The following is a 23,162-nucleotide window of genomic DNA, read 5'->3' as shown; positions in this document are numbered from 1 at the left end:
TCGACATCGCGAGAATATTATCAAGTACTTGTCATTGATCTCAAGTGCTGGCGATCTGCGCTGTGAACATCGCCTCAGGGCAGCTTGATCATCGAGACGTACATCGCCACGATCGGCCGGTAGAGATCGACGTCGTCGAGCTGACTGGCCAGCACGGCGGAATCGCTGGTGGCTACCAGTACCTGGGCCAGCGTCTGCGCCGGAATCAGCAGAGTCCCGCCGAGCCGTTCGACGCCCGCGACGATGAACGTCGCCAGCTGCTCGACGACCTCGGCCCGCTTGCCGGCGACCCGCTCGCGGGCCTCGGGGTTGCGCAGTAGATACAGCGCGAACTCATGCCCGAGCGCGGCGTGCTCGGCGCCATGGTCCAGGCTCAGCTGCCGCCACCGCTCCGCGATGTCGTCCAATTCCCGCGCCCCGACCTGACTCGCGTTCGCCATCACGTCGGCGAAGTTGTCGAAATAGCGCCGCCAATACCGGTCGCTGACAGCCAGAAAGAGCTCCTCCTTGCCGGCGAAGTGCTTGTAGATGGCACCCTTGGTGTAGCCGGCGGCTTGGGCAATGTCATCGAGAGTCGCCGTATTGAAGCCCTTTTCGGCGAACACTTCCTCGGCGGCGTCCAGCAACAGCGAACGGGTGTGCGCCAGCCTGCGCTCCCGAGTCCACCGCTCCACCATGACCAAGATTATCCCACAGAATCTGCGATACCCCTTGGCAACTGAGATACCAGTGAGTATATTCTGGCGAACTGCGCCAGCCGGAAAGGGACTGCATCATGAGTAGCGGCGTGTCGAGTCGAAAGAACGTTGTCGCCGAGCCGAAATCCTCCGGCCCCCGGGGCGGCGTCCGGATCTGGGCCGCCGCCGGCGGGATGCTGCTGGCGCTGCAGCTGTATGTCTGGGCGCGGTGGATCACCGGACCGTTCTTCGAACGCGTCCCGGTAGGGCCGAACGATCCGCCGATGTACATGAAGGTGCCCCTGATGGCCAACGCCGTCGTTTTGTGGGTCGGCCTGCCGTTCGCCATCTGGTGGTTCTTCATCCGGCCCTGGCGCCGCGAGCGGCGAATCACGCTGGACGGCATGCTGTTTGCATCGATGGGCCTGATGTTTTTCCAGGATCCGCTGCTCAATTACTTCAACACCTGGTGCACCTACAACACCTGGCTGTTCAACCGGGGTTCGTGGACGTCGCACATTCCGGGATGGGTGTCCCCCGAGGAACCGGGTCGCCAGGTCGCCGAGCCGCTACTGACGAACGTGCCGGGATACGCCTACGGGGTGCTGCTGATCACCATCGTCGGATGCGCGGTGATGCGCAAGATCAAGGCGCGCTGGCCGGGCATCAGCAATCTGCGCCTGATCGCCGTCACCTATGCGATCGCGTTCGTCTTCGACTTCGTCATGGAGGGCTTGGTCCTGCTCCCGATCGGCATGTACACCTATCCCGGGGCCATCCGATCCGTGTCGATCAATGCCGACACCTACTACCAGTGGCCGGTCTACGAGGGACTGATGTGGGGAGCCGTGCAGGCGGCGCTGTGCTGTCTGCGTTACTTCACCGATGATCGCGGCCGCACCGTCGTCGAGCGCGGACTCGATCACGTCCCGGGCGGATTCGCGAGGCAGCAGTTCACCCGGTTCCTGGCAATCTTCGCCGGGGTCAGCGCTTGTTTCTTCGCCTTCTACATGGGACCCGCGCAATGGATCGCCCTGCACGCCGATCCCTGGCCGCAAGACCACCAGCAGCGCTCCTACTTCACCGGCGGCATCTGCGGTGACGGCACCGACAAGCCGTGCCCGCATCCCGCCCTGCCGATACCGACCAATCGTTCCGGATACATCAATGTCGACGGCGAACTGGTGATGCCCGAGGGTGTTTCGGTGCCCCCGATCGTGCCCTTCGAGCGCGGGAACTAGAAAGATCATGTCCAACAGCCAGTGCACGACCATTGAACGTCCTTCCGGAGCACCGTTTTACCGCGGAGTCGGCGATGAGGTCGAGGTCTTTCGGGCCGCGGCGAGCCGCGGCCTGCCGGTGTTGTTGAAGGGCCCCACGGGATGCGGGAAGACCCGGTTCGTGGAGGCCATGGCCCATCAGCTGGGCCGCGACCTGATCACCGTCGCCGGTCACGAGGACATGACGTCGGCTGATCTGGTGGGCCGATTCCTGCTCAAAGGCTCGGAAACGGTCTGGGTGGACGGCCCGTTGACCCGCGCCGTGCGTGCAGGCGCCGTCTTCTACCTGGACGAGGTGGTGGAGGCCCGCCAGGACACCACCGTGGTGATCCATCCCCTGGCCGATCACCGCCGTGAGCTTCCGGTCGATCGACTCGGCACGACAGTGCCTGCGGCGCCGGGGTTTCAGCTGGTGATCTCCTACAATCCCGGGTACCAAAGCGTGCTGAAGAACCTCAAGGAGTCGACCCGTCAGCGGTTCGTCGCCATCGAGCTCGGCTTCCCTCCGGCCGAGATCGAGGTTGGGATCGTTGCGCACGAAGCCGGGATCGATGCGCAGACCGCGCATGCGCTGGTCACGCTCGGCAACGCCATCCGGAACCTGGACGGCTCACCGCTGCGGGAAGGCGCCTCTACCCGGATGCTGATCCTGGCCGGCGGCCTGGTCGCCGAGGGCCTGAACCTGCGCAGCGCCGTCCGGTCCGCCATCGTCCAAGTCCTCTCCGACGACGCCGACGTCATCCGCGCACTCGGTGAACTCGTCGACGCTGTGCTGCCCCCGATGTGACCGATTCCGACGATCCCGAGAACCCCGACCGGCTCAGGTTTCTCGCCGGCTACCTGGCGGGCCGGACGGTCGGCGTCTCGTTGGCGCCGGCGGGCGAGCCCGCATACACCGACGGCCGTGTCGTCTTCGTGTCGGCGGGGGCCGGGTGCGCGCAGCAGCGCCGCGAGTTGCTGGTCCAAGGCGCTCTGCTCGGCGCCCGCAGCCTGGATCCGCGGCTGGTCAAAGCACTCCGGTCACGCCCATCGGTGGCGCGGCGCTACCTGGCACTCGAAGGCGACCGGGTGCTGGCCGAACTCGCCGACCGGCTTCCGCTGGCAGCGACGCTTCGCTCCGGGGGGCGCCCGCGTACGGCGTCTGCCGATGAATCACTCCGGGCGGCCAAGGGCCGGGCGGAGGTCGCGGATCCGCCGGAGTGGTTCGGTGTCATCAGACCCTCTCGGCTGTTGGCCTCCCGCTCTGCCGCCGGCGGGCGGGCCACCGATGCGGACCTACGCTCGGCACTCAACGTCACCGAGGCGCCCGACGATGACGACGGGGACGGTGACGGGTCGGGCGAAAGCAGAATCCTCAAACTCTTCGACAATCCGGTCTTCAATTCGCAAGCGTTCTCCGAGTTTCTGCGAAAGCTGCTCGGCGGCTCGCGTTCGGCCGGGGACAGCAACTCTGGCGGGGAACTGCCGGTGCGCTCGCTGCGGCGGACGCAGCCGGGCGGAGCGAACGCCCGGGGACTGCCCAAGCGGATCCGATTCACCGACGAGCGGCCCGCCGCAACGGTGGGCGTCGGCGGCGCCTGGTATCCCGAGTGGGATGTCTTCAACAACACCTACCGGCACGACTGGTGCCGGGTGTTCGATTTCCCGTTCACTGCTGACGTAGACACCTCGGAAGCCGGTGTGATCCACGACGATGTGCTTCGACGACGTCTGTCGCGCGTCGGCTTGGGACCCAAGGCATTACGCCGCCGCTCAGACGGGGACGAGCTGGACCTCGAGGCGCTCATCGAGTTGGTCGTCGACCTGCGATCGGGCTATTCGCCACCGGAAGACGTCTACACCGAACGGCGCAAGCTGGCGCGTAATCTCGGCGTGCTGATCCTGCTGGATGCCTCCGGGTCGGTAACCGATACTGATCCGGATGGCTTTGCGGTACACGACCATCAGCGAAGGGCGGCGGCAACCCTGGCCGCGACGCTCGAAGAGCTCGGCGATCGGGTGGCCGTCTACGCGTTTAAGTCGCAGGGTCGGCACTCGGTTCAGCTGCCGGCGATCAAGACGTTCGAACAACGTTTCGGCGCCGTCGGGCGAGCCCGACTGAACCAACTTCAACCGTCGGGCTACACCCGGCTCGGCGCTGGAATCCGGGGCGCCGCCGAGATTCTCAAGGCGGAGGCGGGCACTCCGAATCGTCTGCTGCTGGTCCTGTCGGATGGTTTCCCCTACGACGTCGGGTACGAAGGGCGTTACGCCGAAGCCGATGTCGGCAAGGCCATTGAGGAACTCCGCGCGGACGGCGTTGCCTGCCTCTGCCTTACCATCGGAGCCGCGGAGGCCGGCCGGGAGGTCTTCGGCTCTGTCAGCCATGCCAGCGCCATGACACTGGCCGAGTTGAGCCCGCGGATGGACGAGTTGTTTTCGGCTGCCCTGGCCGAACTCGCCGTGCCGAAGCCGGCCTCCCGATGAATGCTGACCTCAGCTCTCTACATGGTCGCCGAACAGGGTATGTCCGGTCCCCTGCTCGACCACGCGGGTCAGCAGCGCGCGCAGCGTCTCCTGCTCGTCCGCAGTCAGCACCCCGAACACCTTGTTGTGCGCGGCGATCGCGTCGGCGACCACCGCCGAGGCCACCGAACGCCCCTCCTCGGTGAGATAGGCCCGCAGAATCCGGCCGTGCCGAGGATCCTGCTTGCGCTCCACCAGACCGCGACCCTCGAGCGCACTCAACGCCAGCTGCACTCCCTGCGGGGTGATCAGCAGCCGGCGGGCCAACTCGGCGCCGGAGAGCCCGGGTTCGCCGGACAGTTGGCGTAACAACCCGATCTGCGCGGTGCTCACCCCGTGATCGCTGATCGCCTCGTTCACGGTCGTCAGCGAATAGTAGAAGGCCTGCTTCAGCAGCCACAGGGTGTTGCGGGTGAGATCCATGTGCTCACTTCCCGGTCAGCTGCGCTTGTAGATTCGGCCGTCCTTCATGACAAAACGCACGTCACCAGTAGTGCCGATGTCCCGGGTCGGATCACCCGGTACCGCGATGATATCGGCGCGGTAGCCGGGCGCCAGCCGCCCCAGTTCGTCCGCGGCGTCGATGAGCTCGGCGCTGGTGACGGTCGCCGCGCGCAGTGCCTGCAGCGGTGTCATGCCGCGCTGCACCAGCGCGGACAGCTCCTTGGCGTTCTGGCCGTGCGGGATGGCCGGCGCGTCGGTGCCGCACGCGATGCGTACGCCCGCCTCGATCGCCCGGGGCAACATGGCCTTGGCCTGCGGGAACACCTCGGCGGCCTTCTTGCGCAGTTCGGGAGCGATCCGGTCGACGGCCATCGCGTCGGTCAAGTAGGTGGTGGAGACCAGGAACGTACCGTGCTCGACCATCATCTCCAAGGTGGCGTCGGTGGCCAGGAAGCCGTGCTCGATGCAGTCGATGCCGGCCCGGATACACGCCCGGATCGCGCTGTCGCCGATAGCGTGCGCGGCGACCCGCCTCCCGGCCCGGTGCGCCTCGTCGGCGATCGCCGCGAGCTCGGCATAGGAGTACTGCTGGGCTCCCGGGGACGTGCTGTGTGACATCACCCCGCCGGAGGCCGACACCTTGATCAGCTTGGCGCCGTGGCGGATCTGATAACGCACGCAGGCGGTTACGTCGGGCACGCCGTTGGCGATGCCCTCGGCGACCGAAAGTGGCATGACCCCCGGCGCGAGCCGTTGGAAGACCGTCGGATCCAGATGGCCGCCGTAGGGCGTGACGGCGTGGCCGGCCGGATAGATTCGGGGACCGACGTGCCAGCCCTGGTCGATGGCGCGCTGCAGGGCGACATCGAGGAGATAGCCGCCCGTCTTGACCATCAGCCCGAGGTTGCGCACCGTGGTGAACCCGGCTTCCAAGGTGGTTCGTGCGTTGACCGCGGCCCGCAGGGTGCGGTAGGCCGGATCATCCTGCACGCCGTGCATCGGCGTGGGAAGTCCTTCCGGGCTGCCCGGCCCGCCGATGAGCAGGTTGAGCTCCATGTCCATCAGGCCCGGCAGTAGCGTGACATCGCCGAGGTCGAGCTCCTCGGCGGAATCCGCAACCGGTGCTTCGGGATTGATCGCCGTGATGCGACCGTCGTCAATCGCCACGACCGCGGGGGAACGCACCACCCCGGCATCGATATCGAGCCACCGGGCGGCACGCAACACGGTGGTCGCCGGAAGGCTCACGGGAAGGGCTCGGAGACGCACTCGATGACGGCGGCACCCGAGTCGGGGACTCGCGGCTGCTTCCAGGATTCAGCCGGAAACGCCACCGTGATCATGGAATACAGCAGGTGCATCAGGTTCAGCACGTCTTCGGGAATGTCGTCGAGGCTGAACTTGTCGCAGTAGGCCAGTGCGTCTTCGGCGCGGGCCGTGATGGCGTCGTAGAACGCCTGCATGTCCGCCATGGAACTGTTCATGCGCTTGGCGTAGCGCTCGGGTTCAGACCCCAGACACCAGTCGTTGAACGGCTCGAGGTCGGCGAATTCCGTCGGCAGCATAGTGGTCATTAACACTCACACTCTCACGTTCGAGTATTCGTATTCGGCGATCCACTTGGCGGTTTCGCAGTGGAAGTGCCGGATCAGTACCTCCTGGTCGTTGAGCAGGAAATGTTCCACCGCGCCGGTGCCGAGCATCGTGTGGGTCGCCTCCAAGGTGCTGGCATCCTGCAACCCGTACTCCTTGAACGACACCGCCGCAAGTTCCTGCGCGACCCGCTCCCGCGGCGTGCGCGGCCGCGGAAAGTACAGCGTCCCTTCGAAAATATGCGAGTCATGTGACGTCGGCCAGTAGTGGTAGGTCAGATACCAGCCCTGGCCCCAGAACAGGATCGTGAAGTTGGGGAAGATCTGGAACGAATCCAAGCCCCACGGATCGCATTTGGCCGGGTTGAGGCCCTCGGGCATCGGGCCCATGTCCGGCGCGTCCCATGGGCCGAACAGCCCGCTCTGGCAGATCTCCTCGATGGGCTTGCGCATCTCTGCCGGCATCTCCCAGGCCCGCACCCCCGAGGTGCTCACCAGCCGATGCGGCCCCTCAAGACGGTAGTGGGGCGCTTCGAAGCCGGCTTCTTCGGCGGCTACCCGGAAGGCCACCGGCGTCTGGTTCCCGTGCAGCACCGGCGCGTGATAGAACTCCTGGAACGCGTCCAGGAACAGCTTCCAGTTGGAGTTGACGGCCGATCGGTACTGCCACCGCGAGGTCATTTCCCCGAACGGGTAACCCTCCAACGCCGTGACCATCGGCCCGAGGAATTCGCGCAGCGATTGCTCAGGCTCCCGCGCGAAGTTGACGAAGATGAAGCCTTCCCAGACTTCGCAGTGCACGCCGACCAGCCCGTAGCGGCTCTTGTCCAGGTCGAAAAACTCCTCTTCCTGCTGCACGTAGGTCAGGTTGCCGTCGAGGTCGTAGCGCCAGCCGTGGTACTTGCAGGTGAACTGGCGGCAGTTCCCGCTGGTTTCCTCCAGCGGCATGGTGTCCCAGACCAGCTTGTTGCCGCGGTGACGGCAGACGTTGTGGTAGGCCTTGACCTCGTCAGATGTCGTGCGCACCACGATGATCGAGGTGTTGACGACCTTGAGTTCCTTGGTGTAATAGCTTCCCTTTCGCGGAAGCTGTTCTACCCGACCGACATTCAACCAGGCGCGCCGGAAGATCGCCGCCCGCTCCTTCTCGTAGACCTCCGGCGTGATGGAGTCCCGGTACGACACCGGTTCGGTACCGAGTTCGGGATAGTGCTGGGTCCAACTGCCCTCGGGCGGCTTGGGAAAACGCGCCACAACCACTCCTGTCGGTCTCAGGTCACGAGCCTCGATGGCGCCGACGTTATCGACCGGCCGATCTAATGTCAAGTAGTTGATACTTACGTCAGCTGGAGCCGCGAGGTGCTGCGGGAGACGGGGTTTGGTTAGGACTGGCTCAGCGCCGGGTCGCCTGTGTCGGCCTGCCTCGCGGTGGTGGCCAGCATCTGCTCGACCACGTTTTTGCCCAGGGCGCTGTCGCCGGGCAGCTCGATCGGATAGTTGCCGTCGAAACAGGCGCTGCACAGTCGCGAGCGGGGCTGCTCGGTGGCCGCGATCATGTCCTCCAGCCCGACGTAGGCGAGGCTGTCCGCGCCGATGGCGCGCCGCACCGCCTCGAGCATCTCGGCTTCGTCCTCGACGACGTTGGCGATCAGCTCGGCCGGCGAGGCGAAGTCGATGCCGTAGAAGCACGGCCACTTCACCGGCGGAGAGGCGATCCGCACATGCACCTCGATGGCGCCGGCTTCCCGCAGCATTCGCACCAGCGCCCGCTGGGTGTTGCCCCGCACGATCGAGTCGTCGACGACGATGAGCCGCTTGCCGCGGATGATCTCCCGCAGCGGGTTGAGCTTGAGCCGGATGCCGAGCTGACGGATGGTCTGCGACGGCTGGATGAAGGTCCGCCCGACATAGGCGTTCTTGGTCAGGCCCTGCCCGTAGTCGATGCCGGACTCCTGGGCGTACCCGACCGCGGCGGGGGTGCCGGACTCCGGCACCCCGATCACCAGGTCGGCGTCGACGGGATGCTGGCGGGCCAGCCGCCGGCCGATGTCCACCCGGGTGGCGTGCACCGACCGGCCGCCGATGGTGCTGTCGGGCCGGGCCAGATAGACGTACTCGAACACACAGCCCTTGGGGGTGGGGTTGGCGAACCGGGTGGAGCGCACCCCGTCGGCGTCGATCGCCAGCAGCTCACCGGGCTCGATATCGCGGACGAACGAGGCGCCGACGATGTCCAGCGCGGCGGTTTCCGACGCCACCACCCAGCCGCGGTCCAGCCGCCCCAGCGACAGCGGGCGCACTCCCCATGGGTCGCGGGCCGCGTACAGGGTGTTCTCGTCCATGAACGTCAGGCAGAAGGCTCCGCGCGCCGTCGGCAGCAGCTCCAGCGCCGCCTGCTCCAAGGTGAGGTCGGCGGCCCCGTGCGCCAGCAGCGCGCCCAGGATGTCGGAGTCGGTGGTGGCGACGCCGGGACGGCGGGTGTCGATCAGCCCCAGCTCGCGGGCGCGGCGGGCCAGTTCGGTGGTGTTGACCAGGTTGCCGTTGTGGCCCAGCGCCACCCCGGTGCCGGCCGCGGTGTTGCGAAACACCGGCTGGGCGTTTTCCCAGGTGGTGTCGCCGGTGGTGGAGTAGCGGCAGTGCCCGATCGCCACATGGCCGGGCATGGCCGCCAGGGTCTGCTCCTCGAACACCTGACTGACCAGGCCGAGGTCCTTGAACACCAGCACCTGGGATCCGTCGCCGACCGCGATCCCGGCGGCCTCCTGGCCACGGTGTTGCAGCGCATAAAGGCCGTAATATGTGAGCTTCGCTACTTCTTCACCCGGAGCCCAGACACCGAAAACACCGCATTCTTCGCGTGGCGGATTGTCAGGGTCGTCCACCTGCTGGTCAAGCACGTTGTGTCTGCTCCCGGGGGCGCGCGTAGATGACAGCGTTCAGTCTACGGGCTGTCGGCGCCGAGTTTCACCAACGGCAGCCTTTCGCCGATTTCGGCGGCCCGCGAGCCGGACAGCCGCAGCGTTCCGGCCGCCGTCGCGTCGTCCGCGGCGAGCAGCCCGGTGGCCAGCAGCAGCCAGCTGCGCGGGTCGGTCTCGACGACGTTGGGCGGGGTGCCACGGGTGTGCCGCGGGCCGGCGATACACTGCACGGCCACGAACGGCGGCACCCGCACCTCGACGCTGGCTCCCGGGGCCAGCTCGGCCAGGGTGCGCGCGGTCAGGCGAACAGCGGCGGCCAGCTCGGCCCGATCGGGGGCGGGCAGGCTCTCATCGTGCAACCAGTCGGCGAGCGCCAGCACGGCGGCGCGGGTCTGCGCGGGGTCAACCGGGGCGGGCATGCGCCCATGGTATTCGGGCCACCTCTTACCCGACGAGTGTGCGGTTCAGGCGGCAAAATCGCGAAAATCCAGCCCAAAGCGCACAGTCGGCGGGGGCAATGCGCGCAGCTAGGCGACCGCGCCCTCGGTTCCGCGGTCCTTCCGCAGCGCCTCCCGGATCCGCTCGGTGTCATCCGCCTGCCAGCCGTCCGGCGGCAGCACGGCCACCCAGCCGTCCAGGATCGTGTCCGCATAGTTGTGGCCGTGCCCGGTCGGCATCGACTCGCCGTGCGCCAGATCGGCGCTGACCTGCCAGAACGTCACCACCGGATACCAGCGCATGGACGCGGTCCGATCCGGGCCGGGCGGCTCGGTCAGCCAGTCCGGCCGGGCGAACAGCAGATCCGGCGACCACCAGACCACCGGATCGGAGGCGTGCTGCAGAAACAGCACCCGGGGGCCCACCCACGGCGGCGCGGCGATCCGGGCGATCTCGGACGGCAACGTGGCCTGGGAGAACCGCACGGTACGGCCGTTGTCGTAGCGCGGCAGCGTCGCCGGGCTGCCCGGGTCGCGGCGCACCAGCAGCGCGTGCCACAGCGGGCTGGCCTGCGGGGGCCCCACCCACAGCACCGCGTCGAACCCCATCTCGGCGATGTCGGGCAGCCAGTCGAACGCGGCCTGACCGGCCATCGACCCGAGGCTTTCGCCGTAGAGCACCAGCTTGGGCCGGTGCTGCGCGGGCAGGCGTTGCCAGCGATCGGCGATGGTGTGCACCAGCAGGCGGCCCGAGTCCATCGATTTGCGCTGGTCGGCCAGGAACGAGATCCAGCTCGGCAGGTAGGAGTACTGCACGGCCACGATCGCGGTGTCGCCGTTGTAGAGCATCTCCACTGCGTCGGCCGCGGCCGGATTGACCCAGCCGGTACCGGTGGTCGGCACCACGACCAGAACCTGCCGGTCAAAGGCGTGCGTGCGTTCCAGTTCGTCGACCAGCAGCTCCATCCGGGCCCGGTCGTCGCCGGCGCTGTGCAGGCCGGCGTAGACGCGAATGGGCTCGCGGGCGGGCCGGCCGTTGAGCCGGCTCAGTTCGGCGGCGTGCGCTCCGCCGGCGACGAAGCTGCGCCCCTGGCTGCCCAGCGTGTCCCACGGCGCCAGCGACGCCGGGCTGCCGGAACGCTCCGGTTGCTGTGGCTGGACGGCCCAGGGCTTGGTGGCGCTGTTCTCGGGCTGGAACACCGCGCTGGCGCCGGCGAAGAAACCGCGAATCAGCACCCCGTTGATCAAGGTGACCAGCATGACGACGACGATCGCGGTGCCGATGAACAGGGCGACCTCACTGTGCAGATGCCAGCGCCGGATCAACGCGCGCGCCACCAGCCGGATGATGTCGATCAGCGTCCGCCACGCCGCCACCAGCGCCGCGGCCACACCGATCGCGACGGCGAGGGTGCGCAGATAGCCGAGCGTGGCCGGGCCCTCGATACCCAGCAGCTCCGAGACCTGCCGTTGCCAGCCGGCGGCCGGGATCACCATCAGCACGCACGCGGTCGGCGCCGCCACCACGACGGCCGCCTTCAGCCCGAGCAGCACCCGCTGCGGCGGCGGCCACCAACGGGCACCGCGTAGCACCAGCCGGTCGACCAGCGCGCCGATCAGCACGCCCAGGCCGTAGCCGAAGGCGGCGTTGATGCCGCCGATCAGCCCTTGGAACACCCAGTCGCGCGGCAACAGCGACGGGGTCAGCGACAAGCAGAAGAACAGCGCGCCGAACGCCACCCCGACGAACTTCAGGCGCAGCAGCCCCCATGCCCACGCCAGCAGCGGGTGACTGGCCGGTGCCTGCATGGCGCCCCGATTATCCGAAGATCCCCGGCAGCACTGCCTCGGACGTGCTGCGCAGCTCCGCCAGCGACACGCTGAACTGGCCCTGGACCTCCACCTCCTGCGAGGCCTGGTCCACCACGCCGACCCGGGTGACCGGCAGCCCGCGTGCCTCGCACATGGACCTGAACCGGCTCTCCTCGGTACGCGGCACGGCCACCAGTGCCCGCCCCGCCGACTCGGAGAACAAGAAGACGAACGGATCAACATCTTCGGGAAGCAGGACGCGGCAACCGGTTTCGCCGGCGATGGCCGACTCGACCACGGCCTGGATCAAGCCGCCCTCGCTGAGGTCGTGCGCTCCGGAGGCCAGGCCGTCGCGGGAGGCCGCGCACAGCACCTCGGCGAGCAGCTTCTCGCGCTCCAGGTCGACTTTCGGGGGCAGCCCGCCCAGATGGTCGCCCGTCACCTGCGCCCAGATGGAGCCGTCGAACTCGTCGCGGGTGTCACCGAGCAGCATCAGGGTCTCCCCCGGTTCGACGCCGAACGCCGACGGCAGCCGTCGCTCCACGTCGTCGATGACGCCGAGCACACCGACCACCGGGGTGGGGTGGATCGGGGTCGCGCCGGTCTGGTTGTAGAAGCTCACGTTGCCGCCGGTGACCGGAATACCCAATGCCGCACAGCCGTCCGCCAACCCGCGCACCGCTTCGGCGAACTGCCACATCACCCCGGGGTCTTCGGGGGACCCGAAGTTCAGGCAGTTGGTGACCGCGATCGGGGTGGCCCCGGTGACGGCCACGTTGCGGTACGCCTCGGCCAGCGCCAGCTGGGCGCCGGCGTAGGGATCCAGCTTGGTGTAGCGGCCGGAGGCGTCGGTGGAGATGGCGATCCCGCGCCGGGAGGTCTCGTCGATGCGCAGCATTCCGCCGTCGGCGTGCTCGGCCAGCACGGTGTTGCCGCGCACGTACCGGTCGTACTGCTCGGTGATGAACGCCCGGCTGCACAGATGCGGGCTGCCCAACAGCGCAAGCAGAGTCGCGCGCAGCTGCTCGCCGGTGGCCGGCCGCGGCAGCGTGTCCGAGCGGTTGGCGTTGAGCGCGTCCTGGGTGTCCGGGCGGGCCACCGGCCGGTGGTAGATCGGGCCCTCGTGGGCCACCGTGCGCGGCGGGACGTCGACGACGGTCTCTCCGTGCCAGGTGATCTGCAGCCGGTCGCCATCGGTGACCTCACCGATCACCGTGGCCAGCACGTCCCACTTGGCGCACACCGCCATGAAGGCGTCGACGTTCTCCGGGGCCACCACCGCGCACATGCGCTCCTGCGACTCACTGGACAGCACTTCGGCCGGGGTCATGTTCGCCGCGCGCAGCGGCACCTTCTCCAGCTCGATGGCCATACCACCGTCACCAGCAGACGCCAGTTCCGAAGTGGCACAAGATAATCCGGCACCGCCAAGATCCTGAATACCGACTACCAGCCCGGCGGCGTAGAGCTCCAGGCAGCACTCGATGAGGACCTTCTCGGTGAACGGGTCGCCGACCTGAACCGACGGCAACTTTTTACGCCCGGCACCGGACTCGTCGCCGCCGAAGGTGTCCGACGCCAGCACCGAGACACCGCCGATGCCGTCGAGGCCGGTGCGCGCACCGAACAGGATGATCTTGTTGCCGGTACCCGATGCGAACGCCAGGTGCAGGTCCTCTTTGCGCAGCACCCCGACACAGAGCGCGTTGACCAGCGGGTTGCCGGCGTAGCAGGCGTCGAAGACGGTCTCGCCGCCGATATTGGGCAGCCCGAGGGAGTTGCCGTAGCCGCCGATACCGCGCACCACCCCGTCGAGCACCCGGCGGGTGTCGGGGGCGTCGGCGGCGCCGAAGCGCAGCTGGTCCATCACCGCGACCGGGCGGGCGCCCATCGCCATGATGTCGCGCACGATCCCGCCCACCCCGGTGGCCGCGCCCTGATACGGCTCGACGTACGACGGGTGGTTGTGCGACTCCACCTTGAACGTCACCGCCCAGCCGTCGCCGATGTCGACCACGCCGGCGTTCTCACCGATGCCGGCCAGCATGGCTTTGCGCATCTCGTCGGTGGTGGTCTCGCCGAAGTACCGCAGGTGCACCTTGGAGGACTTGTAGGAGCAGTGCTCGCTCCACATCACCGAGTACATGGCCAGCTCGGCGTCGGTGGGGCGGCGGCCCAGGATGTCGCGGATGCGCTGGTACTCGTCGTCTTTGAGGCCCAGCTCGGCGAACGGTTGCGGTTGATCGGGGGTGGCCGCGGCGTGTTCGACGGTGTCGAGCGGGGTCGGGGATGTCACGGCCACAGTGTATGGCACCGATTTCGGCTCAGTCGGGAGCCAGGAAGGCCGTCAGAGCCGCCGCATACAAGCTCACGTCGCGCGCGCCCATCAGCTCGCGCGCCGAATGCATGGCCAGCTGCGGTGCGCCCACGTCGACGGTGGGGATGCCGGTGCGGGCGGCGCTCATCGGACCGATGGTGGATCCGCACGGCAGGTCGGCGCGATGCTCGTAGCGCTGCAGGGGCACTCCTGCTTGGTGGCAGGCCAGGGCGAACGTCGCGGCGGTACGACCGTCCGTGGCATAGCGCAGGTTGGGTTGCACCTTGAGCACCGGCCCGGCGTTGACCGCGATCTGGTGGCCCGGTTCGTGACGGTCCGGGTAGTTGGGGTGGGTGGCGTGCGCCATGTCGGCCGAGGCCAGCGTCGAGCCGGCCAGCCGCCGCAGAAAATCCTCCCGGTCCCCGCCGGCGGCCAGGGTGATCCGCTCCAAGACGGTCGGCAGCAGATCGGACTGGGCGCCGTGATCCGAGGTCGACCCGACCTCCTCGTGGTCGAACAGCGCCAGCACCGGCAGGAAAAGCCCCGGCTCGCCGGCCAGCAGGGCTTCCAGCCCGGCGTAGCAGCTGGCTTGGTTGTCCAGCCGCGGCGCGCTGACGAACTCCTGGCCCGCCCCGGTCACCGCCGACGACGCCAGGTCGTGGGTCATCAGGTCGACACCCAGCACGTCGCGCGGTGCCACGCCGGCGCGTTCGGCCACGTAGTCGAGGAAGTCGCGGGGCGCGCCGCCGGCGGACCAAACCGCGTTGAGGTGACGCTGGGGATCCAGCGTGACCGACCGGCGATCGTCGGCCAGGTGGATGGCCAGTTGCGGCACCCGCAGGATCGGCTCGTCGATGCGGACCAGGTGGTGGGTGATTCCGGTGCCGGCCCGCACCGAGAGGCGCCCGCTGACACCCAGGTCGCGGTCCAGCCAGGAGTTCAGCCAGGCACCGCCGTAGGGCGCCAACGCCACCAGCTGCCAGCCGGCCACCTCGCGGGCGGGATGCTGCTTGACCCGCAGGTTCGGGCTGTCGGTGTGCGCGCCGATGATCCGGAATGGCCACCCGGGGCCGTCGTGCGCAGAACCATTCCACGCCACCAGCGACCCGGCCCGCACCAGGAAGTACCGACCGGGTGCTGCCGGCCAGCGGTCGGTCTCGGCCAGCTCGGTGTAACCGGCGGCATGCAGCCGTTCGGCCACGGTCGCGCACGCGTGAAACGGCGACGGTGAGGCGTCGATGAACTCGCATAATCCGGTTGCGGTGGCCGCCATGTGCTCAAGTCTTTCGCATCTGGAGCGCAGCGGGGAGGTTAGGGTCGATACCGTGCCGTCCGTTCAGCCCGTCATCGCGCCCTTGACCTGTGCGGCGATTTTTCTGGTCGCCACCATCGATGAGGGTGGTGAGCCGACCGTGCACGAGGCGTTGCCGGAGCTGGCCGGTTTCGCCCGGGCGATCGGCTTCCGCGACCCGACCAAGCGGCTGTCGCTGGTGACCTCGATCGGCTCGGACGCCTGGGACCGGCTGTTCAGTGGGCCCCGCCCGGCCGAGCTGCATCCTTTTGTCGAGCTGACCGGTCCCCGCCACAGCGCGCCGGCCACCCCGGGCGATCTGTTGTTCCACGTCAAGGGCGAGACGATGGACGTCTGCTTCGAGCTCGCCGGCCGCATCGTCAAGGCGATGGCCGGTGCGATCACCGTGGTCGATGAGGTGCATGGCTTCCGATTCTTCGACAATCGCGACCTGCTCGGCTTCGTCGACGGCACCGAGAACCCGGTCGGCGACGAGGCGCTGGACGCCACCGCCGTCGGCGACGAGGATCCGGACTTCGCCGGCGGCTCCTATGTGCACATCCAGAAGTACGTGCACGATATGGCCGCCTGGGAGGCGCTGCCGGTCACCGAGCAGGAGCGGGTGATCGGCCGCACCAAGGCTGACGACATCGAATACGACGACGCGGTGAAGCCGGCCAACTCCCACGTCGCGCTGAACGTGATCACCGACGAGGACGGCAACGAACTGGACATTGTGCGGCACAACATGCCGTTCGGCTCGGTCGGTGCCGGCGAATCCGGCACCTACTACATCGCCTACGCGCGTAGCCCGCAGGTCACCGAGCAGATGCTGCGCAACATGTTCCTCGGTGACCCGCCGGGCAACACCGACCGCATCCTGGACTTCTCCACCGCGCTCACCGGCGGGCTGTTCTTCACCCCCACCGCCGACTTCCTCGACGATCCGCCGCCGCTGCCGGGCCTGGCGGCGGCCCTGACCACCGCTGAGCCCGTCGAACCCGCCGGCGTTGATGGCTCACTGAATATCGGCAGCCTGAAAGGAATCTCGCAATGAACAACCTGTATCGCGATTTGGCCCCGGTCACGGAGGCGGCCTGGGCCGACATCGAGCAGGAGGCGGCCCGAACGTTCAAGCGGCACATCGCCGGACGCCGGGTCGTCGATGTGAGCGAGCCGGCCGGCCCGACGGCGGCCGCGGTGGGCACCGGTCGGCTGACCGGGATCGGCGCCCCGGCCGACGGCGTGGTCGCCGAGCTGCGCGACAGCAAACCGCTGGTGCGCCTGCGGGTTCCGTTCACCCTGTCCCGCGCGGAGATCGACGATGTCGAGCGCGGTTCGCAGGATGCCGACTGGGACCCGGTGAAAGCCGCTGCCAAGAAGCTGGCGTTCGCCGAGGACCGGATCATCTTCGATGGCTACCCGGCCGCCTCGGTGGAGGGCATCCGCAGCGCGAGTTCCAATGCCGAGTTGACGCTGCCGGACGACCCGCGCGATATCCCGGATGTGGTCAGCCAGGCGCTGTCGGCGCTGCGGCTGGCCGGGGTGGACGGCCCGTACTCGGTGCTGCTGTCCGCCGACGCCTACACCAAGGTCGCCGAGACCTCCGATCACGGCTATCCGATCCTCGAGCACCTGCGCCGGCTGGTCACCGGCGACATCATCTGGGCGCCGGCGATCGGCGGCGCGTTCGTGCTGACCACCCGCGGCGGCGACTTCGATTTGCGGCTGGGCACCGACGTGTCGATCGGCTATGAGTCCCATGACGCCGAGCACGTGCAGCTCTACCTGCAGGAGACGCTGACGTTCCTGTGCTACACCGCCGAAGCCGCGGTCGCGCTGACCTGCTAGCCCCGGCGCTGGGCTCAGGCCGCGAGCACCGCGTCCAGCGCGGAGTAGAACAGCCCCAGCCCGTCGTCGCTGGGCCCCGTCAACGCCTCGATGGCGTGCTCGGGGTGCGGCATCAGCCCCACCACCCGGCCGTTGGCCGAGCTCACCCCGGCGATGTCGCGCATCGAGCCGTTGAGGTTGTCCAGGTAGCGGAACACCACCCGGCCCTCGCCCTCCAGCTCGTCGAGCACCGCTTCGGAGGCCACATAGCGGCCCTCGCCGGACTTCAGCGGCACCAGCAGGTCGGCGTCGGCGTCGAACCGGGAGGTCCAAACCGTCTCGGTGGAGGCCACCCGCAGCCAGACGTCGCGGCAGACGAAGTGCAGGCCGGCGTTGCGGGTCAGCGCGCCCGGCAACAACCCGGCCTCGCACAACACCTGGAACCCGTTGCAGATGCCCAGCACCGGCAGACCGCGCCCGGCCGCCGCGATGACCTCGCCCATCACCGGCGCGAACCGGGCGATGGCACCGGCACGCAGGTAGTCGCCGTAGGAGAAACCGCCCGGGACGACGACGGCGTCGACCCCCTTCAGGTCGGCGTCGGCGTGCCACAGGTTGACCGGTTCGGCACCGACGTAGCGGACCGCGCGCACGGCGTCGACGTCGTCGAGGGTGCCGGGGAAGGTGATGACACCAACCCGGGCGCTCACACCGTCTCCCGGCTGACGGTCCAATCCTCGATCACCGTGTTGGCCAGCAGCGTCTCGGCGATCTCGGCGAGCGCGGCGTCGTCGACCGAATCGTCGACCTCGAGCTCGAAGCGCTTGCCCTGCCGCACCTCCGACACGCCGGTGTGCCCGAGCCGGGCAAGCGCGCCGACGATCGCCTGACCCTGCGGGTCGAGGATCTCGGCTTTGGGCATCACGTGCACAACCACCCGGGCCACGCGCGCTCCTACTGTCGACGGGAATCGGTCGGCTCAACAATACCGATGCCCGTTCGCGGCGCCGGAGCGCACAATCGAAGGCATGCGATTGACCCACTTCGGCCACTCCTGCCTGCTCGCCGATTTCGTCGACACCACGGTGCTGTTCGACCCGGGCAACTTCTCGCACGGCTTCGAGGGCATCACCGGGCTGTCGGCGATCCTGATCACCCATCAGCACCCCGACCACGTCGATACCGCGAGGCTGCCGGCGCTGCTCGAGGCGAATCCGCAAGCCGCGCTCTACGCCGACCCGCAGACCGCCTCCCAGCTGGGGCCGCCGTGGCGACCGGTGCATGTCGGGGATTCCTTCGAGCTCGGCTCGGTGCGGGTGCGCGGGGTCGGCGGGCAGCACGCGGTGATCCATCCGGAGCTCCCGATGATCGACAACATCTCCTACCTCGTCGGCGACGCCGGGCATCCGGCCCGGCTGATGCACCCCGGTGATGCATTGTTCGTGCCGGACGAGCCGGTGGACGTGCTGGCCGCCCCGGCCGCCGCACCGTGGATGAAGATCGCCGAGGCGGTCGATTACCTGCGGGCCGTGGCACCGCGGGCCGCGGTGCCCATCCACCAGGGCATCATCGCCGACGACGCCCGCGGCATCTACCACGGCCGGCTCGCCGAGATGGGACGCACCGACTTTCAGGTGCTGCCCGCCGAAAGCGCCGTGGCGTTTTAGGTGCCTTCCTACCGCCGAACGTGAAGTTAGCTTCACGCTGAGGGGTCGAACGTGAAGCTACCTTCACGCTCGGCGGGGATGCGGGTGGCGCGGGCCGACGCTAGGTGATATCGCCGGCGGCGCCCCGGCCGGCGGCCCGGCCGGAGAAGATGCACCCGCCCAGGAAGGTGCCCTCCAGCGCCCGATAACCGTGCACCCCGCCGCCCCCGAAACCGGCCACCTCACCGGCGGCATACAGCCCGTCGATCGGCTTGCCGTCGGCGCCCAGCACCCGGGAGTCCAGGTCGGTTTCCAAGCCGCCCAACGTTTTCCGGGTCAAGATGTGCAGTTTGACCGCGATCAGCGGTCCGGCCTTGGGATCGGTCAGCCGGTGCGGGGCCACCACCCTACCCAGCCGGTCGCCCAGGTAGGCCCGGGCGCCGCGGATCGCGGTGATCTGGCCGTCCTTGCTGAACCGGTTGGCTACCTCGCGGTCGCGTGCGGTCACCTCGGCGGCCACCGTCGCATAGTCCAATGGCAGCACATCGGGCAGGTCGTTCATCCGCGCGACCAGATCCCGCAGCGAATCGGCATGGACGAAATCCACCCCGCGGTCGACGAACGCCTGCACCGGGGGCGGCGGCCCCGAGCGGGCCCGAGAGGTGATCAGCTGGCGCAGGCTGCGCCCGGTCAGGTCCGGGTTCTGTTCCTGACCCGACAGCGCGAATTCCTTCTCGATGATCTTCCCGTTCAGCACGAACCAGGTGTAGTCCTGCCCGGAACGGGCGATGTGCTCCAAGGTGCCCAGGGTGTCGAAGCCGGGATACAGCGGCCCGGGCAGTCGGTTGCCGGCCGCGTCCAGCCACAGCGGCGACGGGCCGGGGATGATCCGGATGCCGTGGCCCGGCCAGATCGGGTCGTAGTTGGTGATGCCCTCGGTGTAGTGCCACATCCGGTCCCGGTTGATCACCCGCCCGCCGGCCGCCTCGGTGATCCCGAGCATCCGGCCGTCGACGTGGGCGGGCACCCCGGCCAGCAGCTGCGCCGGCACGCGGCCCATCCGCTCCGGCCAGTTCTGCCGCACCAGCTCGAGGTTGCCGCCGATGCCACCACTGGTCACCAGCACCGCGGACGCCCGGAATTCGAACTCCCCCACCGAGTTCCGTGACGACGCCACACCGCGCGCCGCGTACGACGGTTCCAGCACACTGCCCCGCACGCCGGTCACCCGGCCGTCTTCGACGATCAGCTCGTCGACCCGGTGCCGGTGCGCGAAGCGGACTCGCGAACGGCCCCGCAACCGGCTCGCGAAGATCTCGACCAGGGCCGGCCCGGTCCCCCAGCTGATGTGGAACCGGGGCACCGAATTGCCGTGCCCGATCGCGCCGTAACCGCCGCGCTCGGCCCAGCCGACCAGCGGGAAGATCTTCAGCCCGCGCGCGGTCAGCCAGCTGCGTTTCTCCCCGGCGGCGAAGTCGACGTAGGCGTGCGCCCATTGCCGCGGCCAGTAGTCGCACGCGCGGTCGAAGCCGGCGGTGCCCAGCCAATCCTGCAGCGCCAGTTCGTGGCTGTCGCGCACCCCCAGCCGCCGCTGCTCGGGGCTGTCGACGAAGAACAGGCCACCGAAGGACCAGAACGCCTGCCCGCCCAGGTTCGCGCTGTTCTCCTGGTCGACGATCAGCACCCGCTGGCCGCGTTCCACCAGTTCGCAGGCCGCCACCAGGCCGGCCAAACCCGCCCCGACGATGATCGCGTCGGCGTCCGCCTTACCGCTCATGGCGGTCCAGCGTAGCCAGTCAGGCGCTCAGCCCGGAGGCCACATCGGCCGCGAGCGGCCACCGGTAGCGCTCCGGGCGGCAGCCGTGGCCCAGCGCCGCATCCACCGCGTCCAGCATGGCAGCCGACACGCCCGGATCGCTCAGCTGCCGAGCGCCCACCGACAGCCGCACCACCCCGCCGCGGCGCGCGATACGCTCACTGGTCGCCACCACCATCCGGCACCACCAGGGCGCGGTCAGAAAACCGGCTCCGACGCCGACCACCCGGGCCCGTACGGTGCGGTCGAGCACCAGATCGGTCACCGTGTGCAGACCGGCCAACAGACGAAAACCGTTGCGCGGCAACACCCGTACCGTTCCCGGCGAGACCATCCAGCCGGGCGCGGCGAACAGTCGGGTGCGCAAACCCAGGTGCTCCAGCACGCGGTCGGCCCCCAGCAGCCGCAGGTTGGCCTCGTGGGCACCCAAGGTGGCGAACTCGCCGCGGCGCTTCTTGGTGGCGGCCTCATCGAACCCGTGCAGCACGATGGCTGCGCCGCCGGCCCGCCGGTGCACCAGCCAGTCGACGGTGCGCGGGTCGCGGTCCAGCCGGTAGTCCGCCCCCAGCCGCGGTGCCGCCAGCAGTGACACCGGCACGGCGCGGGTGTCCAGTTGCGCGCAGAACGCCTCGGCGTCGGCGCAGGTCCGTTCGCCGATCCCCGAGACGGAGACGATCAGCTGTCCGGTCATGCCACCAGTGTGGCCGGTGCAGGTGTCCGGCCGGTGACATCCAGGCAGACACCGGCTGGCGTTACAGGCTCAACCGGCGCCGGCGGCTGTGGTTGGCCGGGTCGGTGCTGTTGGCCGCGATCGCCCGCAGTCGCGCCAGGTCGCGTGGATGCAGCCCGGGCGCCTTGGCCAGTGATTCCAGCAGCAGGTCGGCCTGCTCACGCAGTGCCGGAATGTGTTCGGTCCGGCCCTGCTCTTCGACGTGGACGACCAGCATCCGTATCACCCGCAGGATCGTCGCCGCCACCAGTGGCTGAGACGGTGCCACCTGACGGAGCTGATCGAAGCCGTGCCCGATGTACTCCTTGGCATTGAGGCCCCACGGCCGTAGCAGGATCCGGCCCTCCGAGCCGGCCACCGCCACCAGCGGCAACGGCACCACCAGCAGGCGGCGCAACAGGCTGCCGACGCGCAGCGTGGCCTCGACCGCGGTGGTGGGGTCGTTGATCGCCGAGCTCAGCGCGCGCAGCCCGATGTCGACGAGCTGACGGAACGCGAAGTCGATGTCCTCCTGCATGGTGCGGCTGTCGCTGACGGCGATCGCCCGGGTCAGCTTCTGGCGCACCCGGTCCGGGTGCGCCGGCGGCGGCCAGATCGTGACCAGCGGCTGGCCCAGGTGGATGTAGGCGCCGACCCGGGTGTCCAACCGGATCTTGGTGTTCGGCGGGATGGCAGCCAACAACCGGCGGGTGTCGACCCGGCTGATCCAGCCGTTGCCGGGCGAGGTCAGCCGCAGCGCGTCCGGCGGAGCGTCCATGTCGGTTTCGGGGGCCGGCTGCTCGTCGGCCGCGGCGGCCACCACGGTGTCGATCACCATCGAGCCCTCCGCGGCGATCTCCCGCACCACCTGACCGACCTCCAGGCGGTGGGCCAGGTGATCGACGTGGGCGATGATGGTGATCACGGTGACGATCGTCAGCACCACGGCGACGGTCACCGTCAGCGGCGGCGCGGGCCCCGGACGGGATCCGTCCAGATCCGGCAGGCTCAGCACGCAGTACACGAAGGTCGCGACCAGCAGGCCGATCACCACCTGGCTGAGCCGGTCCCGGATGAACCAGCGCATCACCCGCGGCGACAGCTGGGAGCTCGCCAGCTGCAGGCTCACGATGGTCAGCGAGAAAATGACCCCCGCGGTGGTGATCGTCGCGCCGGCGATCGTGGACAGCAGCGTGGTGGCCACCCCGCTGTCCATCTTCAGCAGGAAACGCGGCGACGGCCCGATACGGCGGTCCGCCGCACGGCTGAGAACGGCCAGCAGCATGCCGCCGAACACGATCACCAGCGGCAGCAGAAAAAGACTCTCGCGGAACCGATAAGCCAGCGCCAACGCCCGAACACTCGGGAAGCGCTCCGAGCGGGTGCGCATCAGTTCGGCAGTACGGCCTCGATGGCGGTAATCACCTCGGGCGCGTCCGGCACCGTGGTGGGCCGGAACCGGTTGACCACCGTCGCCCCGGGCGCGAGCAGAAACTTCTCGAAGTTCCATTGCACGTCACCGGCGGTCCCCTCGGCGTCGGCGGTCTTGGTCAACTCCGCGTACAGCGGGTGGCGGTCATCGCCATTGACGTCGGTCTTGGCCAGCAACGGAAACGTCACCCCGTAGGTGGTGGAGCAGAAGGTCTGGATCTCCGTAGGCGTTCCGGGCTCCTGGCCCATGAACTGGTTGCAGGGCACGCCGAGCACCGTCAGCCCGCGCTCGGCGTAGTCCTGGGCCAGCTTCTCCAGGGCGCTGTACTGCGGGGTGAGCCCGCATTTGGAGGCGACGTTGACGACCAGGACCGCGCGGTCGGCGTAGTCCGCCAGCGAGGTGGACCGGCCATCGAGGGTAGTCAGCGGGATACCAGCAAGGCTCATGGCCGCGAGG

The 23,162-nt window shown here is 68.7% G+C and carries 22 protein-coding genes; 6 read left to right on the top strand and 16 right to left on the bottom strand.

Annotated features, from left to right (window positions below):
• Positions 1-74: 74 nt before the first annotated feature.
• Complete coding sequence (locus A5771_RS05955; protein WP_064854275.1) at positions 75-677, bottom strand: TetR/AcrR family transcriptional regulator; 603 nt, start codon at positions 675-677, stop codon at positions 75-77.
• A 98-nt stretch (positions 678-775) separates the two neighbouring features.
• Here A5771_RS05955 and A5771_RS05950 point away from each other — a divergent pair, with 98 nt between their 5' ends.
• The 3 genes from A5771_RS05950 to A5771_RS05940 are packed head-to-tail and all read left to right on the top strand — an operon-like array spanning position 776 to position 4,423.
• Positions 776-1,918, top strand: coding sequence for a spirocyclase AveC family protein (locus A5771_RS05950; RefSeq protein WP_064854274.1), 1,143 nt, complete (start codon positions 776-778; stop codon positions 1,916-1,918).
• A 7-nt stretch (positions 1,919-1,925) separates the two neighbouring features.
• Entirely contained in the window at positions 1,926-2,744 is an 819-nt protein-coding gene (locus A5771_RS05945; protein ID WP_064854273.1) for a CbbQ/NirQ/NorQ/GpvN family protein, read from the top strand.
• The gene (locus A5771_RS05940; RefSeq protein ID WP_064854272.1) at positions 2,741-4,423 is read left to right on the top strand and encodes a nitric oxide reductase activation protein NorD; all 1,683 of its coding nucleotides are present in this window, start codon (positions 2,741-2,743) and stop codon (positions 4,421-4,423) included. The genes A5771_RS05945 and A5771_RS05940 overlap by 4 nt, the downstream gene beginning before the upstream one ends.
• Positions 4,424-4,432: 9 nt before the next feature.
• Here A5771_RS05940 and A5771_RS05935 read toward each other — a convergent pair whose 3' ends face one another.
• From A5771_RS05935 to A5771_RS05895, 9 genes are all read right to left on the bottom strand, one after another.
• A complete protein-coding gene (locus A5771_RS05935) occupies positions 4,433-4,885 on the bottom strand; it encodes a MarR family winged helix-turn-helix transcriptional regulator (protein WP_064854271.1) in 453 nt (150 codons plus the stop codon).
• 15 nt (positions 4,886-4,900) lie between these two features.
• Positions 4,901-6,154, bottom strand: coding sequence for a metal-dependent hydrolase family protein (locus A5771_RS05930; protein ID WP_064854270.1), 1,254 nt, complete (start codon positions 6,152-6,154; stop codon positions 4,901-4,903).
• A complete protein-coding gene (locus A5771_RS05925) occupies positions 6,151-6,480 on the bottom strand; it encodes a hypothetical protein (protein WP_064854269.1) in 330 nt (109 codons plus the stop codon). Before A5771_RS05925 ends, A5771_RS05930 begins: the two co-directional genes overlap by 4 nt.
• 6 nt (positions 6,481-6,486) lie before the next feature.
• Entirely contained in the window at positions 6,487-7,752 is a 1,266-nt protein-coding gene (locus A5771_RS05920; protein WP_064854406.1) for an aromatic ring-hydroxylating oxygenase subunit alpha, read from the bottom strand.
• 128 nt (positions 7,753-7,880) lie between these two features.
• Complete coding sequence (gene purF / locus A5771_RS05915; protein WP_064854268.1) at positions 7,881-9,395, bottom strand: amidophosphoribosyltransferase; 1,515 nt, start codon at positions 9,393-9,395, stop codon at positions 7,881-7,883.
• Positions 9,396-9,439: 44 nt separating this feature from the next.
• Positions 9,440-9,835 carry a sterol carrier family protein gene (locus tag A5771_RS05910; RefSeq protein ID WP_064854267.1) on the bottom strand — a complete coding sequence of 132 codons (396 nt, stop codon included), beginning with the start codon at positions 9,833-9,835 and terminating at the stop codon, positions 9,440-9,442.
• A 108-nt stretch (positions 9,836-9,943) separates the two neighbouring features.
• A complete protein-coding gene (locus A5771_RS05905) occupies positions 9,944-11,662 on the bottom strand; it encodes an alpha/beta hydrolase (RefSeq protein WP_064854266.1) in 1,719 nt (572 codons plus the stop codon).
• Positions 11,663-11,672: 10 nt separating this feature from the next.
• Positions 11,673-13,979 (bottom strand): phosphoribosylformylglycinamidine synthase subunit PurL, encoded by a 2,307-nt coding sequence (gene purL / locus A5771_RS05900; RefSeq protein WP_064854265.1) that lies wholly within the window; start codon positions 13,977-13,979, stop codon positions 11,673-11,675.
• A gap of 10 nt (positions 13,980-13,989) precedes the next feature.
• On the bottom strand, positions 13,990-15,255 hold the full coding sequence (locus A5771_RS05895) for a M18 family aminopeptidase (RefSeq protein ID WP_064854264.1): 1,266 nt from the start codon (positions 15,253-15,255) through the stop codon (positions 13,990-13,992).
• A gap of 52 nt (positions 15,256-15,307) precedes the next feature.
• Here A5771_RS05895 and A5771_RS05890 point away from each other — a divergent pair, with 52 nt between their 5' ends.
• Both A5771_RS05890 and A5771_RS05885 read left to right on the top strand, forming a co-directional pair.
• Positions 15,308-16,330, top strand: a complete 1,023-nt coding sequence (locus tag A5771_RS05890; protein ID WP_064854263.1) for a Dyp-type peroxidase — start codon at positions 15,308-15,310, stop codon at positions 16,328-16,330.
• Positions 16,327-17,124: a family 1 encapsulin nanocompartment shell protein gene (locus A5771_RS05885; protein ID WP_064854262.1), complete on the top strand. Its 798-nt coding sequence runs from the start codon at positions 16,327-16,329 to the stop codon at positions 17,122-17,124. Before A5771_RS05890 ends, A5771_RS05885 begins: the two co-directional genes overlap by 4 nt.
• A gap of 14 nt (positions 17,125-17,138) precedes the next feature.
• Here the strand turns inward: A5771_RS05885 and purQ are convergent, their stop codons facing one another.
• Both purQ and purS read right to left on the bottom strand, forming a co-directional pair.
• Positions 17,139-17,813, bottom strand: coding sequence for a phosphoribosylformylglycinamidine synthase subunit PurQ (purQ, locus tag A5771_RS05880; protein WP_064854261.1), 675 nt, complete (start codon positions 17,811-17,813; stop codon positions 17,139-17,141).
• Positions 17,810-18,049 carry a phosphoribosylformylglycinamidine synthase subunit PurS gene (gene purS, locus A5771_RS05875; protein ID WP_064854260.1) on the bottom strand — a complete coding sequence of 80 codons (240 nt, stop codon included), beginning with the start codon at positions 18,047-18,049 and terminating at the stop codon, positions 17,810-17,812. The genes purQ and purS overlap by 4 nt, the downstream gene beginning before the upstream one ends.
• An 82-nt stretch (positions 18,050-18,131) precedes the next feature.
• On the opposite strand from purS, the gene A5771_RS05870 reads away from it, so the two are divergent.
• Positions 18,132-18,770: an MBL fold metallo-hydrolase gene (locus A5771_RS05870; RefSeq protein WP_064854259.1), complete on the top strand. Its 639-nt coding sequence runs from the start codon at positions 18,132-18,134 to the stop codon at positions 18,768-18,770.
• 100 nt (positions 18,771-18,870) lie between these two features.
• Here the strand turns inward: A5771_RS05870 and A5771_RS05865 are convergent, their stop codons facing one another.
• The 4 genes from A5771_RS05865 to A5771_RS05850 all read right to left on the bottom strand — a co-directional run bounded on the left by A5771_RS05865 (position 18,871) and on the right by A5771_RS05850 (position 23,152).
• Complete coding sequence (locus A5771_RS05865) at positions 18,871-20,526, bottom strand: FAD-binding dehydrogenase (RefSeq protein ID WP_064854258.1); 1,656 nt, start codon at positions 20,524-20,526, stop codon at positions 18,871-18,873.
• A 19-nt stretch (positions 20,527-20,545) separates the two neighbouring features.
• Entirely contained in the window at positions 20,546-21,256 is a 711-nt protein-coding gene (locus tag A5771_RS05860; protein WP_064854257.1) for a DUF2334 domain-containing protein, read from the bottom strand.
• A 61-nt stretch (positions 21,257-21,317) separates the two neighbouring features.
• A complete protein-coding gene (locus A5771_RS05855; protein WP_064854256.1) occupies positions 21,318-22,664 on the bottom strand; it encodes a DUF2254 domain-containing protein in 1,347 nt (448 codons plus the stop codon).
• Entirely contained in the window at positions 22,664-23,152 is a 489-nt protein-coding gene (locus A5771_RS05850) for a glutathione peroxidase (RefSeq protein WP_064854255.1), read from the bottom strand. The genes A5771_RS05855 and A5771_RS05850 overlap by 1 nt, the downstream gene beginning before the upstream one ends.
• Positions 23,153-23,162: the final 10 nt, after the last annotated feature.

It is taken from the genome of Mycolicibacter sinensis (genome assembly GCF_001667375.1).
In the GTDB taxonomy this organism is placed as follows: Bacteria; Actinomycetota; Actinomycetes; order Mycobacteriales; family Mycobacteriaceae; genus Mycobacterium; species Mycobacterium sinense_A.
Note: the sequence above shows the minus strand (reverse complement) of the source record. Positions and strands in the feature narration are given on the sequence as shown.

Excerpts from the sequence above, each read along its gene's own strand:
- A5771_RS05955 (WP_064854275.1), bottom strand. The coding sequence starts at position 677 with ATGGTGGAGCGGTGGACTCGGGAGCGCAGGCTGGCGCACACCCGTTCG.
- A5771_RS05950 (WP_064854274.1), top strand. The coding sequence starts at position 776 with ATGAGTAGCGGCGTGTCGAGTCGAAAGAACGTTGTCGCCGAGCCGAAA.
- A5771_RS05945 (WP_064854273.1), top strand. The coding sequence starts at position 1,926 with ATGTCCAACAGCCAGTGCACGACCATTGAACGTCCTTCCGGAGCACCG.
- A5771_RS05935 (WP_064854271.1), bottom strand. The coding sequence starts at position 4,885 with ATGGATCTCACCCGCAACACCCTGTGGCTGCTGAAGCAGGCCTTCTAC.
- A5771_RS05925 (WP_064854269.1), bottom strand. The coding sequence starts at position 6,480 with ATGACCACTATGCTGCCGACGGAATTCGCCGACCTCGAGCCGTTCAAC.
- A5771_RS05910 (WP_064854267.1), bottom strand. The coding sequence starts at position 9,835 with ATGCCCGCCCCGGTTGACCCCGCGCAGACCCGCGCCGCCGTGCTGGCG.
- A5771_RS05905 (WP_064854266.1), bottom strand. The coding sequence starts at position 11,662 with ATGCAGGCACCGGCCAGTCACCCGCTGCTGGCGTGGGCATGGGGGCTG.
- A5771_RS05895 (WP_064854264.1), bottom strand. The coding sequence starts at position 15,255 with ATGGCGGCCACCGCAACCGGATTATGCGAGTTCATCGACGCCTCACCG.
- A5771_RS05885 (WP_064854262.1), top strand. The coding sequence starts at position 16,327 with ATGAACAACCTGTATCGCGATTTGGCCCCGGTCACGGAGGCGGCCTGG.
- A5771_RS05870 (WP_064854259.1), top strand. The coding sequence starts at position 18,132 with ATGCGATTGACCCACTTCGGCCACTCCTGCCTGCTCGCCGATTTCGTC.
- A5771_RS05865 (WP_064854258.1), bottom strand. The coding sequence starts at position 20,526 with ATGAGCGGTAAGGCGGACGCCGACGCGATCATCGTCGGGGCGGGTTTG.
- A5771_RS05860 (WP_064854257.1), bottom strand. The coding sequence starts at position 21,256 with ATGACCGGACAGCTGATCGTCTCCGTCTCGGGGATCGGCGAACGGACC.
- A5771_RS05855 (WP_064854256.1), bottom strand. The coding sequence starts at position 22,664 with ATGCGCACCCGCTCGGAGCGCTTCCCGAGTGTTCGGGCGTTGGCGCTG.
- A5771_RS05850 (WP_064854255.1), bottom strand. The coding sequence starts at position 23,152 with ATGAGCCTTGCTGGTATCCCGCTGACTACCCTCGATGGCCGGTCCACC.